The organism is Salinisphaera sp. (assembly GCF_035690525.1).
Taxonomy (GTDB): domain Bacteria; phylum Pseudomonadota; class Gammaproteobacteria; order Nevskiales; family Salinisphaeraceae; genus Salinisphaera.
Genome location: NZ_DASSKM010000136.1, coordinates 1 through 15010, shown reverse-complemented (window position 1 = coordinate 15010; position 15010 = coordinate 1). Strand labels below are relative to the sequence as shown.

The 15010-nt window shown below is 60.6% G+C and carries 12 protein-coding genes; 10 read left to right on the top strand and 2 right to left on the bottom strand.

The features are described from left to right. Positions 1–223 precede the first annotated feature (223 nt). Positions 224–2500, bottom strand: coding sequence for a mechanosensitive ion channel family protein (locus VFJ08_RS10475; RefSeq protein ID WP_324997152.1), 2277 nt, complete (start codon positions 2498–2500; stop codon positions 224–226). A gap of 429 nt (positions 2501–2929) precedes the next feature. On the opposite strand from VFJ08_RS10475, the gene cyoA reads away from it, so the two are divergent. From cyoA to cyoD, 4 genes are read left to right on the top strand one after another with little or no spacing between them, the layout of a single operon-like run. Beyond that, positions 2930–3940 carry a ubiquinol oxidase subunit II gene (cyoA, locus tag VFJ08_RS10470; protein WP_324997151.1) on the top strand — a complete coding sequence of 337 codons (1011 nt, stop codon included), beginning with the start codon at positions 2930–2932 and terminating at the stop codon, positions 3938–3940. A 54-nt stretch (positions 3941–3994) separates the two neighbouring features. Beyond that, positions 3995–6049: a cbb3-type cytochrome c oxidase subunit I gene (locus VFJ08_RS10465; RefSeq protein ID WP_324997150.1), complete on the top strand. Its 2055-nt coding sequence runs from the start codon at positions 3995–3997 to the stop codon at positions 6047–6049. Positions 6050–6102: 53 nt separating this feature from the next. Next, entirely contained in the window at positions 6103–6711 is a 609-nt protein-coding gene (gene cyoC / locus VFJ08_RS10460; protein WP_414707048.1) for a cytochrome o ubiquinol oxidase subunit III, read from the top strand. Continuing rightward, entirely contained in the window at positions 6708–7049 is a 342-nt protein-coding gene (gene cyoD, locus VFJ08_RS10455; RefSeq protein ID WP_324997148.1) for a cytochrome o ubiquinol oxidase subunit IV, read from the top strand. The genes cyoC and cyoD overlap by 4 nt, the downstream gene beginning before the upstream one ends. Before the next feature lie 450 nt (positions 7050–7499). Here the strand turns inward: cyoD and xylB are convergent, their stop codons facing one another. After that, positions 7500–9035, bottom strand: a complete 1536-nt coding sequence (gene xylB, locus VFJ08_RS10450) for a xylulokinase (RefSeq protein ID WP_324997147.1) — start codon at positions 9033–9035, stop codon at positions 7500–7502. 151 nt (positions 9036–9186) lie between these two features. Between xylB and fsa the strand changes: the two genes are divergently transcribed. The 6 genes from fsa to VFJ08_RS10420 form a co-directional block, all read left to right on the top strand. Then, positions 9187–9843, top strand: coding sequence for a fructose-6-phosphate aldolase (gene fsa, locus VFJ08_RS10445; RefSeq protein ID WP_324997146.1), 657 nt, complete (start codon positions 9187–9189; stop codon positions 9841–9843). A 33-nt stretch (positions 9844–9876) separates the two neighbouring features. Beyond that, the gene (locus VFJ08_RS10440) at positions 9877–10812 is read left to right on the top strand and encodes a sugar kinase (protein ID WP_324997145.1); all 936 of its coding nucleotides are present in this window, start codon (positions 9877–9879) and stop codon (positions 10810–10812) included. 418 nt (positions 10813–11230) lie between these two features. Next, complete coding sequence (locus VFJ08_RS10435; protein WP_324997144.1) at positions 11231–12550, top strand: sugar ABC transporter substrate-binding protein; 1320 nt, start codon at positions 11231–11233, stop codon at positions 12548–12550. A 171-nt stretch (positions 12551–12721) separates the two neighbouring features. Then, positions 12722–13681 carry a sugar ABC transporter permease gene (locus VFJ08_RS10430; protein ID WP_324997143.1) on the top strand — a complete coding sequence of 320 codons (960 nt, stop codon included), beginning with the start codon at positions 12722–12724 and terminating at the stop codon, positions 13679–13681. 10 nt (positions 13682–13691) lie between these two features. Then, positions 13692–14507, top strand: coding sequence for a carbohydrate ABC transporter permease (locus tag VFJ08_RS10425; RefSeq protein WP_324997142.1), 816 nt, complete (start codon positions 13692–13694; stop codon positions 14505–14507). Between the two features lie 341 nt (positions 14508–14848). After that, positions 14849–15010 (top strand): ATP-binding cassette domain-containing protein (locus tag VFJ08_RS10420; protein WP_324997172.1); only part of this gene is annotated, 162 nt, incomplete at its 3' end.

The window sequence follows — 15010 nt, the reverse complement described above, 5'->3', positions numbered from 1 at the left end:
TTGCCTGGATCGTTTTATTGTTCTGCAACGAAAAGAGCGGCTTGTCATAGGTGGAATTCGGGCGGCAACCGGGCGGCAGGTGGGGTTCAGGCCAGAGGGGGTGGCCGTAGAGGCAGGTTGCACGCGGCAGCCGCCGCCCGAATTCACGATTCCAGAATGGCGGGTGCTGCCGGCCCTGTCATTGCGGGGTCGTCCTATACGCGGCTTGGGCGTGCCCGACGTATCAGCCGGGGTCCGGCGAGGCCTGGTCGTCGGTCGGCCAGTCCATCGTGGTTGTCGTATCGCTCTCGGCCGACTTGCCGCGCTTGGCGTAGCGGGCGCCGCCGCCGGCTTCCATCGAGACGCTCATGCGCGGCGCGCCGAGATTGACGTATTCGGTTTCCATCCGGCGCTTGAGCGCGAGGTTGAAGGCGCGCGATACATCCCACTGGTATTCGGGCGCGGTGCGCAGCCGCATGCGTAGGATCGGGCTGCCGTTGTCGAACTCGTGGATGCCCTGCATTTCGAGGTGCGAGCGGATCAGGCCGCGCATGAACGGATCGCGCTGCAGATCGGCGGCGGTACGCCGCATCAACTCGATGGCGTCGTCGATGGCGAGCTCGTGTGGAATGCGTATCTTGATCAGCGCGATGCCGAACTGGCGCGACATGTTATGGATCGCGTCGATATGGGAAAATGTCGTGATATGCACGACACCGTCGAGATCGCGCAGGCGCACGGCGCGCAGATTCAGCCCCTCGACCGTGCCCATATAGCCGTTGATTTCGACAAAATCGCCGACCGCCAGCGAATCCTCGATCAGGATGAAGATGCCGGTGATCAAATCGGCGACCAGGCTCTGGGCGCCGAAGCCGAGCGCGATCCCGATCACGCCGGCGCCGGCGAGTAGCGGCGTGACGTTCACGCCGACGGCCGCCAGCCCGGCGATGCCGGCGACCACGATAATTACGAACAGCGCCAAATTCCGGATCATCGGCGTGATCGTCTGGGCGCGGTTGGTATTGCGCCGGCGTCCGTGCAGCGCGCGCTCAATCGCGGTATCGATCACGATCCAGACCAGCCAAGCGATGACGACGGTTAGGCCGAGGCCCAGCAGGGCCTGCCCGATCCGGCCGCCGACCACGCCCCGTTCGCCGATGCCGAACAGCGAAAATCCCCATACCCGCACCGACAGTTCCGCGAATACCAGCCAAGCCAGGCCGTGCGCGAGCGTAAACCCGAGCTTGCGGAAACGTCCGGCGTACGGGCTCTTGCGCGGCCGCCGCGCGGCTCGCTCGTGCTGGCGCCGGATGATGCCGGTGGCCACCAGCGTCAGCACGAACAGCACGGTGCCGATCATCGCCCGGGCGAACGCGGCATGCGCTTGGCCGCCGGTGATGAAAATCGCGGTCAGTGACGCCGCGACCAGCAACAAGGCGGGGACGTGCCAAAACTGGGCGCCGATCGAGATCAGTTCGCGAAAGCCGCCACGGTCGCGGCGGTTGGCCAGCGTCCGGTTGCGGATCAAATGCTGGACCGGTCGCCGGATTCGTATAATCAGCGCGCCGCTGCCAAGCCCGGCCAGCATATTGGCCACCACCGACAGCCAGTCCGCCAGATGGTCGCCCAGAAGTTCCGACAGGCGGGCGCTGTTGACGGCGTCGCCGAAGGCGACCAAAGCGCCGATGAAAAACAACGGGCCGAGCGCCTTGGCATGAAGAATGGCAACGGCCACACGGCGGTGCCCACGGGTGAACAGCGCGATCACCACATCGAAAACGGTCGACAGCAACCGACCGCACAGCCCGATATAGGCCAGCACCAGCAGCGTAGCGCTGGCGGCCGCGGCCGGCTGGATCAGATGGATCGCGATCAGCAGGGCCGCGAACGTGATCACCCAGGGCGTCACACGGCGCAGGAAATGAGCCAGCAGCATCCACGGCCGAGGCTCGGGCGGCAGCGTAGTCGGCCAGCCGCGGCGCGCGAACAGGCGGTGCCCGGCCAGCGTCATCACCACCAGCGCGCTGGTAATCATGATCAGACCGAACACGATTTCGGCCCCGTTACTGATCAGCGCCTGCTTGCGGGTGCCCTCGAACAGGCTCTGGATATCGGCCGCCGCCTTGCGGGCGTTGCGCTGCCAGATCGCCCACGGCGAATCGCCATCATCGGTCTGCTCGCCGAGATTGCTGATCGAGTCGGAAAGGGCGCCAAGCAGGCCGCCGCGCGCGCCGGAGATCGGGCCGTTATTCTTGGCCTCGGCCCGCATGCCTTGACGCAGTTGCTTGAGATGATCGACCAGGGCGGTACGTTTTTTGTCGTTTTCCAGCGTGCTGATCACGTCGTCGAGCGAAGACGACAACTGCTTCGGGTCGGGTTTCTGATCCGCGCTGGGCTGCGCGTCATGCCCGCCGCCGAAACCGGGCAGGCCCACAGCGTTGCCGGTGCCGGGAATCACCAACAGGGCGGCGGCCAGCAAGGGTAGAAGGCGCCGTAGCGTGCGGGTCATGGTCAGCGTCATTCGATCCCGGATTGTCGTGAGCTTTCGATCCGTAGCCTGGCGCGCCGAGGGCCGCGCTCCAGTTCCGAGTCATGCGCCGGAAGCGCAACTGGATCAGGCAAGAGCGATCGGTTTACGGCCGCCGCCACCGCACTATGTGCGCGAGTCTAAACGATTCCGGATTGGCATCGATATTCGGCCGCATGTTACGGCGCCGGCGTGGCGCTGCCGAATAATCGGCTCGTATCATGCATTTGGATATTGCCGTTCGCCGGCCATCGGTCGTATACTCTGGATGACCCTATGAAAAACGTCGTTGATAGCCTTTGGGTGATCTTGCAACCGCGATCATCGCGGCTTTCAAGCGCTCGTTTCAGGTCGTACGAGGATAGCACCTCGATCGATTGAGTAGGGTGGGGGTAGTACGATACAGGGCTGACGTGTGGGGCTGTGGCGCTTGCCGGATTCGGCGAAACGCCTGTCGATGACGGTCACGCGCCACCTGCCGATCAACTCGCCTCCTGCTACGCATGCCGTGTACTTCTGGGAGCGCTTCAAGCGTCTGACGTGATGAAATTAGCCAGATTCCGTCCTGTTCGCGCCGTGGCTGTCCTGTGTCTGCTGCCGTTGGCCGGATGCAGTATGCAAAGCCTGACGGCTTTCTACACGGCCGGCGCCGTCGGCGCGGATGAGCGGGGCTTGATTGCCATCACGGCAGTGCTGATGCTGTTCGTCTTTATCCCCGTGGTGTCTTTAACTCTGTTTTTCGCCTGGCGTTATCGTGAGTCCAACGCCGAGGCGAGGTATTCGCCCAAATGGTCGCATTCGAATCTTCTGGAGGTCTTTCTCTGGGGCGGCCCGATCGTGATCATCGCGATCTTGGGCACGCTGACCTGGATATCCACGCACCGACTGGACCCTTACAATTCGTTGGCGTCCGAGAACCAGGACCCGGTTCAGGTCGAGGCGATCGCCATGGACTGGAAATGGTTGTTCGTCTATCCCCAATACAACGTGGCGGCCGTCAATGAGTTGGCGATGCCGGTCAATACGCCCATCAGTCTTCACTTGACCTCCGATACGGTCATGACAGCGATCATGATCCCGCGCATGGGCAGTCAGATCTATGCCATGTCGGGCATGCGTACCCAGTTGCATCTCTTGCCGACGCAGACGGGCGACTTCATGGGCAAGAATTATCAGTATAACGGCCGCGGTTTCGCGTCTGAGAGATTTCATGCCCGGTCCATGACGGACGAGCAGTTCAAGAGCTGGATCAAGAAAGCGAAAGCCTCCGGGCAACGGCTCGACGAGGCGCGCTATGCAGAACTGACGAAACCAAGCCAGCCCGAAGGCGTGACTTATTTTTCGCCGGTCAAACCGCATCTGTTGAATTACGTCATAAAGCAATATCACACGGGCTCACCGCGCAACCGAATAACCAGGACCGCCGAGCGCTAGCGCGTCTCGACGCCCACGGCAGCCGGCGCGATTACTGGTTCAGCGGAGTTAGAAATGCTTGGAAGACTCTCTCTAGACGCCATTCCCTACGACAATGGCATCATCATGTTCGCGGTCGCCCTGATGGCGATCGTCGGTGTGGTGGCGGTGGGTTCCACGACCTATCTCGGTAAGTGGGGCTATCTCTACAAGGAATGGCTGACCAGTGTCGATCACAAGAAGATCGGCATCATGTACATCATCCTCGCCTTCGTCTTTCTGCTGCGCGGCTTTGTCGATGCGTTGATGATGCGGGCCCAGCAGGCCACCGCCGGGCCGGGGCATAGCGGCTACCTGCCGCCCGAGCACTTCGCCGAGCTGTTCACCGGCCACGGCACGATGATGATTCTGTTCGTGGCGATGCCGCTGATCATCGGCATCATCAATATCGCCGTGCCGCCCCAGATCGGCGCCCGCGACGTGGCCTTCCCCTTCATGAACTCGATCAGCCTATGGCTGACCTATGCCGGCGGTCTGTTGATCATGGCATCGCTGGCGGTCGGCCAGTTCTCCACCGCCGGCTGGACGGGTTATGCTCCGTTCTCCGAGTATCCGGCCAATCCGTCGACCGGGGTGGACTACTGGATCTGGGCATTGCAGATATCCGGCATCGGCACAACGCTCACGGGGATCAATTTCCTTGTCACCATTCTGCGTGAGCGGGCGCCCGGCATGACGCTGATGCGCATGCCTATTTTCACTTGGACCGCTCTGATCACGATGATCATGGTCGTGCTGGCATTCCCGGCGCTGACGGTGGCGCTGGGCATGCTGACTCTGGACCGCCTGTTCGACTTCCATTTCTTCACGGGGGGTATGGGCGGCAACCAGATGATGTATATCAACATGTTCTGGATCTGGGGCCACCCCGAAGTCTATATCGTGATCCTGCCCGCCTTCGGCGTGTTTTCCGAGGTCACGGCCACCTTCTGTAACAAGCGTCTGTTCGGGTACCGAACCATGGTTTACGCGACCATGGTGATCGCCCTCCTGTCATTCACGGTCTGGGTGCACCACTTCTTCACCATGGGCCAGGGCCCGTTGCGCAACACCGTGTTCGCGATCTCGACCATGGTCATCGGTATTCCCACCGGGGTGAAGATATACAACTGGATGGCGACCATGTTCCGCGGCCGGATCGAGTTCAAGCAGCCGATGCTGTGGACGCTGGGCTTCATCCTCCTGTTCACCGTCGGCGGCATGACCGGCGTCATGCTGGCGATCCCGGGCATCGATTATAAGGTGCACAATAGCGAGTTCCTGGTCGCCCATTTTCATAACGTGCTGATCCCGGGAACTATCTTCGGCATGTTTGCCGGTTATACCTACTGGTTCCCGAAAGCGTTTGGCTTTCGTCTCGACGAGCAGTGGGGTAGGCGCGCATTCTGGGGCTGGACGATCGGTTTCACGGTTGCGTTCATGCCGCTTTATGTGCTAGGCGCGATGGGCATGCCGCGGCGTATGGTCAGCTATTCGAATCCAGCATGGACGCCTTGGCTCTGGGTCGCCGCCTTCGGCGCGCTGATCGTACTCTACGGCATTGCCTGCCAGGTCGTGCAGTTGCTGGTCAGCATCAAGAACCGCGATCGCCTGGCCGATTTGACCGGCGACCCCTGGGGTGGCCGTACGCTCGAATGGGCGATGTCGTCGCCGCCGGCGGAGTACAACTTCGCCGTCATTCCGACGGTTCACGGCATCGATGCCTTCATGGAAATGAAGGAGCAGGGCACGGCTTATCAGCAGCCGGCCGAATACAGTGATATTCATATGCCGAAGAGCACGCCGGCCGGTCTGGTTATCGGCGCGGGCGCCTTCGTATTCGGCTTCGGCGTGATCTGGTGGATCTGGTGGCTTGCCATTCTGGGCGGCCTGACCATGTTGGCATCGGTGATCTGGCGAGCCTGCACGGACGACGTCGAATTCACGATTCCGGCTGCCGAGGTCAAGCGAGTCGAGGACGAACGTTTCCGCAAGCTGGCGCTGGCCGGTCAGCGCGGCGATGTCATCGACACCGGTTCGCGCGGGCGCATGCCTTTCGGCGGCGATATGACCGGTCTGCATCCCGGTTAGCGTCCGGTAGCGCTGAGTATCGCAGTCTGTCTTGAATTCAAACTGGATTGGTAATGGCAACTACTGACGCGTCAATGCATGACGAAATTCAGGCCGAGGCGAGCCAGGGGACGGTCGTCAACTTCGGGTTCTGGATTTACCTGATGAGCGACGTCATCATTTTCTCGATGTTGTTCGCCGGCTTCGTGGTTTTGTCGACGAGCTATGCAGGAGGCCCCACCGGTCGGGAGTTGTTCGAGCTGCCGGGCGTGTTCCTGGAGACGCTGGCACTTTTGTTCAGCAGCCTGACCTATGGTCTGGTCATGATCTCGCTGCGTCAGGGCAACAAGAGGCGGGTGCAGGGCTGGCTGCTCGTCACCTTTTTGCTGGGCGCCTGCTTTATCGGCCTGGAACTGCATGAGTTTCTGAGTCTGGCGCTCGAAGGTCACGGGCCGCAGCGTAGCGGCTTTTTGTCGGCGTTCTTCACGTTGGTCGGCACCCACGGCACGCACGTCACGTTCGGGCTGCTCTGGATCCTGGTGATGGTCGGCCAGGTCGCGTACAAGGGCCTGACCCCGGCCGTGGCGTCACGGTTGACGCGCTTGAGCCTGTTTTGGCATTTCCTGGATATCGTGTGGATTGCGGTATTCTCAACGGTCTATCTCGGAGGCATGTACCGATGAGCCATTCGCCGTCTCCTGACGCCAAGGGCGGTAGTGAAGCTACCCTGGGTACTTACAGCGTAGGCTTTATTCTCGCCATCGTATTGACGGTCATTCCGTTTGCCATCGTTGGCTTTGGGTGGCTGCCGCGTACTGGTGCGCTGATCGCGGTCGGCGTCGCCGCCGTGATTCAGATCCTGGTGCATCTTTATTTTTTCCTGCATCTGGATGTATCCCGGGAGCACCGTGCGAACGCGATGACCGGCGTTTTTACGGCGTTGATCATGGCCATCCTGGTTGGTGGGACCATGTGGCTGTTTTACAATCTCCACTATCGCACCATGATCATGGGCGGTTAACAGGCGCGCTCGGATACCGGACGGCTTGGCCGCGCCATCGTTTTAAAGCGAATGGCGCGGGATTTCCGATCCCCGCTGGCATCGATGGATTCGTTCGCATGACGCCGCGCTAGCCGGCCGAGTTCCGGTTTTGATTTGAATGAGGCGCGGGGCTATAGTCTTTTGCGCTTTAGCGAACAGTCGTAACCGTTTTCTGGCAAAAGAACACAGCCTGAACATCCGCTGGAAAGCTGATTTGACGCTTATTCAATCTGCGTAAATCTGCGTTCATCTGTGGATAAATAACTTTAAAAAGGTGGGAATTGTTCTAACCGGCCACCGACCGTGGTGTTGCTACGCTCGCCTCATGGGCTGAAATCGGATCGGTATTGTGCTCCGGCTGGTCCGCCGGCGGCAATTAGAGCGCGGCGGTTTGGCTGGGCATGGGGCGGCCAGCCGGCTGGCTACGGGTCATACGATATCGCGCAGCGCCGGATAAAGCCGGGTAAAGTGCTCGTAGCGCGGTGCGTATTCCGCCACCAGCTCCGCGTCGGGCGACTCGAAGTGTTCGGGCGCCGACACCATGGCGGCGACCGCTGCGTCCACATTGGCATGCACCCCCGCGCCGACAGCGGCCAGCACCGTGGCGCCGTAGGCCGGGCCTTCCTGGTCTTGCTGGACCGCCACCGGCTTGTTGAGCACGGCCGCTAGGATGCCGCGCCAGACATCGCTGTGTGCGCCGCCGCCGCCCAGAATGAGCCGGTCCGGAGTCACGCCTTGAGCCTCGATGCGCACCAGCGAGTCGCGCAGCGAGAACGCCACGCCTTCGAGAATGGCGCGCACCATATGTCGCCGGTCATGCGACAGCGACAGCCCGATCCACGCGCCGCGGGCGTTTGGGTCCATGTGCGGTGTGCGCTCGCCGGCCAGATAGGGCAGAAAATACAGATCGTCGGCGCCGGGCGCGACGGTGGCGGCTTCTTCGGCGAGCAGGCCGTGCAGGTTGCGACCCAGGCGCTGCGCCACCGCGGCCTCGTCGCTGGCGATATGGTCGGCGAACCACTGCAGGCTGCCGCCCGAGGCCAGCGATACACCCATCAAGTGATAGGCGCCGGGCACGGCATGACAAAAACAGTGTAGTTCGCCGCTGGTGTCCGGCGTCGCCGATTCACTGTGCGCGAAGACCACGCCCGAGGTGCCCACCGACACGAAGGCGACCCCGGTTTTGACGATGCCGCCACCGACCGCCGCGGCGGCGTTGTCGCCGGCGCCGGCGACAATGGGCGTACCCGCCGGCAATCCGGTATCGCCGGCACCGGCTTCGGATACCTCGGCGGTGACCTGCGGGCTTTCGAAAACCTGCGGCAGCCACGCGCGCGAAATATCGAGCGCGGCCAGCACGTCGTCGGACCAGTCGCGCGCCTGGAGATCCAGGAGCAGCGTGCCGGCGGCGTCGGAGACGTCGGTTGCGAAAGCGCCGGACAGCCGGTAGCGGATGTAGTCTTTGGGTAGCAGAACGTGCGCCAGTCGGGCGTAATGCTCGGGCTCGTTATCGCGCAGCCACAGGATCTTGGGCGCCTGGAAGCCGGTCAGCGCCGGATTGCCGGTGATGCGCCGCAATCGCTCGCTGCCGACCTCTTGCTCGATTGTCTCGCAGGCCGCGCCGGTGCGCTGATCGTTCCAGAGAATGGCCGGGCGGATGACCGTGCCCGCGGCGTCGAGAAAAACCGCGCCGTGCATCTGACCGGTCAGGCCGATCGCCGCGATCGGCGCTTCGGCGTCGGCGACGAGCCGGCGCAACACGTCTTCGGCCGCGGCCCACCAAGCCTCCGGATCCTGTTCGGTCCAGCCCGGACGCGGTACGAGCAGCGGATAGTCGCCCGAGGCGCGGGCGATGACCCGGCCGGCGTCGTCGACCAGCACGCCCTTGGTGCTGCTGGTGCCGATATCCAGACCAATGAAAAGTTTGCGCGCGTCGTCGACCATCGGGGCATTCTCCTCGTGCACGGATTTGCATTACCTTGTCGTGTTTTGGCACGGGCGATAATGGCGTTATCCTAAAAGTCCGGGCCCAAACCGGGTATGCTGGCCGAAACCATACACTAGGTGCACGCGCTTCGTGCACCGATCGGCTTGAGAAATCAGCAAAGGATCCACCATGAAATTCTTCGTCGATACCGCCAACGTGGACGAAATCCGCGAGCTTGCCGATATGGGCATGCTCGACGGCGTGACCACCAACCCCAGCCTGATCAACAAGGCCGGCAAGGACTTTATCGAGACCGTCACCCAGATCTGCAAGATCATCGACGGCCCGGTGAGCGCGGAAGTGGCCGCCACGGATTACGAAACCATGATGAAAGAAGGCGAGAAGCTCGCCACCATCGCGGACAACGTCTGCGTGAAGGTGCCGCTGACGCCGGCCGGCCTGAAGGTCGGCAAGAATCTGGTCGACAACGGTCAGGAAATCAACGTTACGCTCTGCTTCTCGGCCGCGCAGGCGATGCTGGCCGCCAAGATCGGCGCGACCTATGTCTCGCCGTTCATCGGCCGCCTGGATGACATCGGCCAGGAAGGCATGCAGCTGATCCGCGACATCAACACGATTTTCACGGGCTACGACCAGATCCAGACCCAGGTGCTCGCGGCTTCGGTGCGCGGGGCGCAGCACGTGGTGCAGGCCGCGCTGGCCGGCGCCGACGTGGTGACGGTGCCGCCGGCGGTGCTGCATCAGATGTTCAAGCACCCGCTGACCGACAACGGTCTCGAGAAGTTCGTCTCAGACTGGAAGGCGACCGGGCAGTCGATTTTGTAGACTACGCCGCCTGTTCCTCCACCGCATTCGAACATGACCGATATCGTGACCTTCGGCGAGGTGCTCGCCGAATTCATGGCCGCCCGGATGAACCAGAACCTCGGCGAAGCCGGGCAGTTCGCCGGGCCTTATCCGGGAGGCGCGCCGGCCATCTTTATCGATCAAGCGGCCAAGCTCGATTCGACGGCGGCACTGGTCAGCGCGGTGGGGGATGACGACTTCGGGCGCATGCTGGTCGCCCGGCTGGCGGCCGACGGCGTCGATGTGTCGTCGATCGCCACCTTGCCCGATCAGACTACCGCGAGCGCGTTCGTCACCTATTACGACGACGGCTCGCGGGATTTCATCTTCAATATCGCCAACGGCGCCTGCGCCCATATTACCGAGGCTCAGTTCGCGCCGGTGCTGAGCGGCTGCAAGCTGTTCCACGTCGCCGGCACGGCATTGTTTTCCGAACATATGATCGAACTCGCCCGGGCGGCGATCAAGCGCGTCAAGGCCGGTGGCGGTCTGATCTCGTTCGACCCGAACGTGCGCAAGGAAATGCTCGATAGAGCCGGCGTGCGCGAAGCGCTGACGGGGTTGTTGTCATCCACCGACATATTGCTGCCGAGCGACGATGAGCTCAACGTGCTGGTCGAGCGCGAGGCCGAAGCCGAGGCGGTGGCGCGCGCTTTCGAACTCGGCGTGAGCGAAATCGTGCTCAAGCGCGGCGGCGACGGCTGTCGCTACTTTGACCGCCACGGCAGCCGCGAGATGGCCGGTTTCACGGTGAACGAGGTCGATCCCACCGGAGCCGGCGATTCGTTCGGCGCCACCTTCTGCACCCTGCGCAGCCAGGGCATGGCCGCCGCCGACGCGCTGCTCTATGCCAATGCCGCCGGGGCCAGCGCGGTTTCCCGCCAGGGCGCCATGGAAGGCACCTCCACCCGCGAGCAACTCGACGCCTTCATCGCCCAGCACGCTTAAAGCGATCGGAGTCGGCGGCCTGTCGTTCCATCCTCCGCGGCCAATTTCGTCAACGCAAGCGGCCGATTCGCTCAGGGCTCTCGCGCAGTGCTTCTGCTTTGGTCGTAAGAGTCGGTATAAGGGCCCTTTGGCTCACGTCAGCAGGTCAAAATTAACTATTTGTTGTTAAACAATAATTTTTTAATGACCGGAAAATGACTGGCCACGATCTCCCAGCCGGGTCGATCAAGACGGTCCGGTGATAGGCTCCTGGCGCCGCAGGGGCGAGCGACCCACCCATCCGATTAAAGGCGTATAGCCAAGCTTTGAATTAGTTTTCATACTAAGAAAAATATTTCAGGATGCCGTTGATTCGGCGCGTCGATGGGCTCGCTTATCAGCCCGTTTGTCTAACGAAGAAAAGAGGAGATCTTCCGTTATGAAAATCAGATACGCGATTGCGGGCATCGTGCTCGGGGCTGGCGGTATTACCGCCGCTCAGGCGGCGACCCAGCTTACGATCGCTACCGTGAACAATCCGCAAATGGTAGCGATGCAAAAGCTTTCTTCGGTTTTTGAGAAGAAATATCCCGATATCGAACTCAACTGGAACGTCATGCCAGAGAATGAGTTGCGGCAAAAAGTGACCGTCGATATCGCCACGAACGCCGGCTCCTACGACGTGGTGACGCTGGGCGCTCTGGAGGCGCCGCTCTGGGCCAAGAACGGATGGATCAAACCGTTCGATAGTCTTCCCAAGTCGTATGACGTCGAGGACGTCATCAAGCCCGTGCGCAAGGCGCTTTCTTATAAGGGTGAACTCTACGCATTGCCGTTCTATGCGGAATCGTCCTTCACCTATTACCGGAAAGACCTGTTCAAGAAAGCCGGCATCGAGATGCCCGAGCATCCGACCTGGAAGCAGATCAGTTCGTACGCCAAGAAGCTCGACGACCCCAGCAACGCGGTCAACGGCATCTGCCTGCGAGGCATGCCCGGCTGGGGTGAAAACATGGCCTTGTTCGACACCATGGTGAACACCTTTGGCGGTCGCTGGTTCGACATGGAGTGGAAGCCGAAGCTCACCTCCGAGGGCTGGCATAACGCACTGAGCACGTATCTCAATTTGTTGAACAACTATGGCCCGAGCGGTTCGACGTCGAACGGTTTTGTAGAGGTCGAGAATCTGTTCGCGAACGGCCACTGTGCCATGTGGGTGGACGCCACGTCCGGTGCCGGCTACATATCCGATCCGAGTACTTCCAAGGTTGCCGAGGACGTAGGCTTTGTTTGGGCGCCGGTCGCCAAGACCAAGCACGGCTCCCATTGGCTCTGGAGCTGGGCGCTTGCGATTCCGAAGAGTACCCGCAACACGGATGCCGCACGCAAGTTCATCGAATGGGCGACTTCCAAGGAGTATATCGAGCTCGTAGGCAAGAAAAACGGATGGGTGACCGTGCCGCCCGGCACCCGTTATTCCACCTATAAGAATCCGCACTACAAGAAGGCGGCCGGGGCCTACGCCGACCTGACCATGAAGGCGATCAACCAGGCCGACCCGAACAACCCGACAGCAAAGCCGGTTCCGTATACAGGCGTTCAGTTTGTCGCCATTCCCCAGTTCCAGGCGCTCGGAACGAGTGTCGGCCAGAACGTGGCCGCCGCACTCGCCGGCCGTATGTCCGTGGACGAGGCTCTGGAGAAGTCCCAGCAATCGGTCAAGGCCACAATGGCACAGTCCGGTTACTACGACGATTAAGCGTCCTGGGATAAGGCAACAATGGGGTGCCTTGATATGGCGGCGGGCCGGATACGGCCCGCTGCCGTTTCATGGCTTCGGGCATTGTGCCTTCTTTGGCTGTCGGTATCGATATGAGGGACGTCATGGGCGTCCGGGTTCTTGAACTTAAGCGCTAGAACCGTCATCGGATTGGTAAAACTGAAGGGGTTTGACAGGCTTATGGCCACGGGACCAAAAAGATCGACCGGAAAAATAAAACAGCGGCAACTCGGAAAAGCCAGCCCGGGCATGATTTCGTTCCTGCTGATCGGCCCGGCGGTTATCTATCTGTTTGTATGGATGCTCGTGCCGTTGGCAATGACCATCTATTACTCGTTCCGCAACTACAATTTGATCCGGCCGACCTTCACGGGCTGGGCCGGTTTCGCCAACTATGCCCACGTTCTGGCCGACCCTGACTTTCTGGCCGCGTTCATCAATACGCTCGTGCTGGTTGCCGCGTCATTGGTGCTGACTATTGTGCTCGGTTTGTTTTTTGCCGTGCTCTACAACAATGAACACGTTTTCGGCCGGAACATCCTCCGCACTTTCGCGGCTTCACCGTTTTTCATCATGCCGGTCGTAACGGGGTTGATCTGGAGCAACCTGATGATGAACCCCTCCTTCGGGCTGCTCGCCGCCCTGTGGCGAGGGCTCGGTTTGGTTCCGATCGATTTTCTTGCCCATTTTCCGATGCCGTCTCTTGTCGGGATCGTGACCTGGCAGTGGACCCCTTTCGCGATGCTGGTGTTGCTGGCCAGCCTTTCAGGCGTACCGGAGGATCTAAAGGAGGCGGCGGGCCTGGACGGCGCGGGCGCCTGGAAGACATTCAGGCATATCGTTCTGCCTCAGCTGGCTAGGCCGCTCTACGCGGTCGTCATGCTGGAGAGCATCTTTTTCCTGGTGATTTTCGGCCAGATCTACGTGACCACCTCGGGCGGCCCGGGTACCGCTACGACCAATCTTCCCTACTACATCTATCTGCAGGCCTTCTCGGCGTACGACATCGGCGCTGCTTCGGCGGGCGCCATATTTGCCGTGATTCTCGCCAACATCGTCGCGATCTTCCTGGTGCGGATGATCTACACGAATATTCAAGAGGAGGCGTGACATGAATAAGATGTCGTGGCCCGGCAAGATCGGTGTGAACCTGCTGGCCTGGCTGGTCAGCGTTCTGATGTTCTTTCCGATTTTCTGGCTTATCCTGAGTTCGTTTAAGACCAATGCGCTGGCGGCGGCCAGGGAGCCGGCGTTTATCTTTTCGCCGACTTTGGCGAGTTATGTCAACGCGCTGATCCAAAGCAACTACTGGCATTACGCTCTGAATTCGGTGTACACCGCCGTCGGTTCGACTTTATTTTGTGTTGTGCTGGGCGTACCGGCAGCTTATTCAATGGCGTTCCGGCGATCCAAGCGTACCGACTTCACGCTGCTGTGGATGCTTTCCACCAAGATGTTGCCGGCGGTCGGTATCCTGGTGCCGATTTATATCGTGTACAAGAACCTGCATCTACTCGATAGCGCGCTGGGTCTGACATTCATTTATACGGCGATGAATCTGCCGATCGTGGTATGGCTGCTGTATACCTACTTCAAGGACGTGCCCGGCGAGATTCTGGAGGCGGCCGAAATAGATGGCGCGTCGCTGTTGGACAATATCGTTCGGATCGTTATGCCGCTTGCCCTGCCGGGCATTGTATCGACGGGTCTGCTGGCCATCGTTCTGGCATGGAACGAAGCGTTCTGGGCGATCAACTTAACCAGTATTCATGGCTCGACGCTTTCGGTCTTTGTTTCGGGATTCAAGAGCGCTCGTGGGCAGTTCTGGGCGAACATGTCGGCCGCGTCGACCTTGTCGGTCTTGCCGATTCTGATTGCAGGATGGTTCACTCAGCGGCAATTGGTTCGCGGCCTGACGTTTGGCGCGGTCAAGTAATCCACAGACAGTCATCCGCAAATTAAACGCTAACGAAAGACAAGAAGACGATTAACCGCAGATAAGCAGGAAGACAATTAACCGCAGATCAACGCAGATTCACGCAGATCGAATACAGGCAGAAAGCATATCCACAGATTGCACCGATTTCTCAGATTTGAAGAACAAGAGGTTTGCGATTCGATTCGGGTGCCTCCGGCTCGGGCTTGCGCCGGCCGTGATGGAAGCGACGTCTCCAATTCGGCAGTCCGCTCCACGCCCAATCTGTGTACATCGGTGAAATCTGTGGATGACAAGTCTGTATTGATCTGCGGACTGAAAGAATTTCAGAGGAAAGACCCATGGCAGTGGTAGAACTCAACCAAGTCGGCAAGCGCTATCCGGGCGCCGAAGAACTCGCGGTCCAAAACTTCAACCTGATCACCGAAGACGGCGAATTCGTGGTCCTGGTCGGCCCGTCGGGCTGCGGCAAGACCACCACCATGCGCATGATCGCCGGCCTG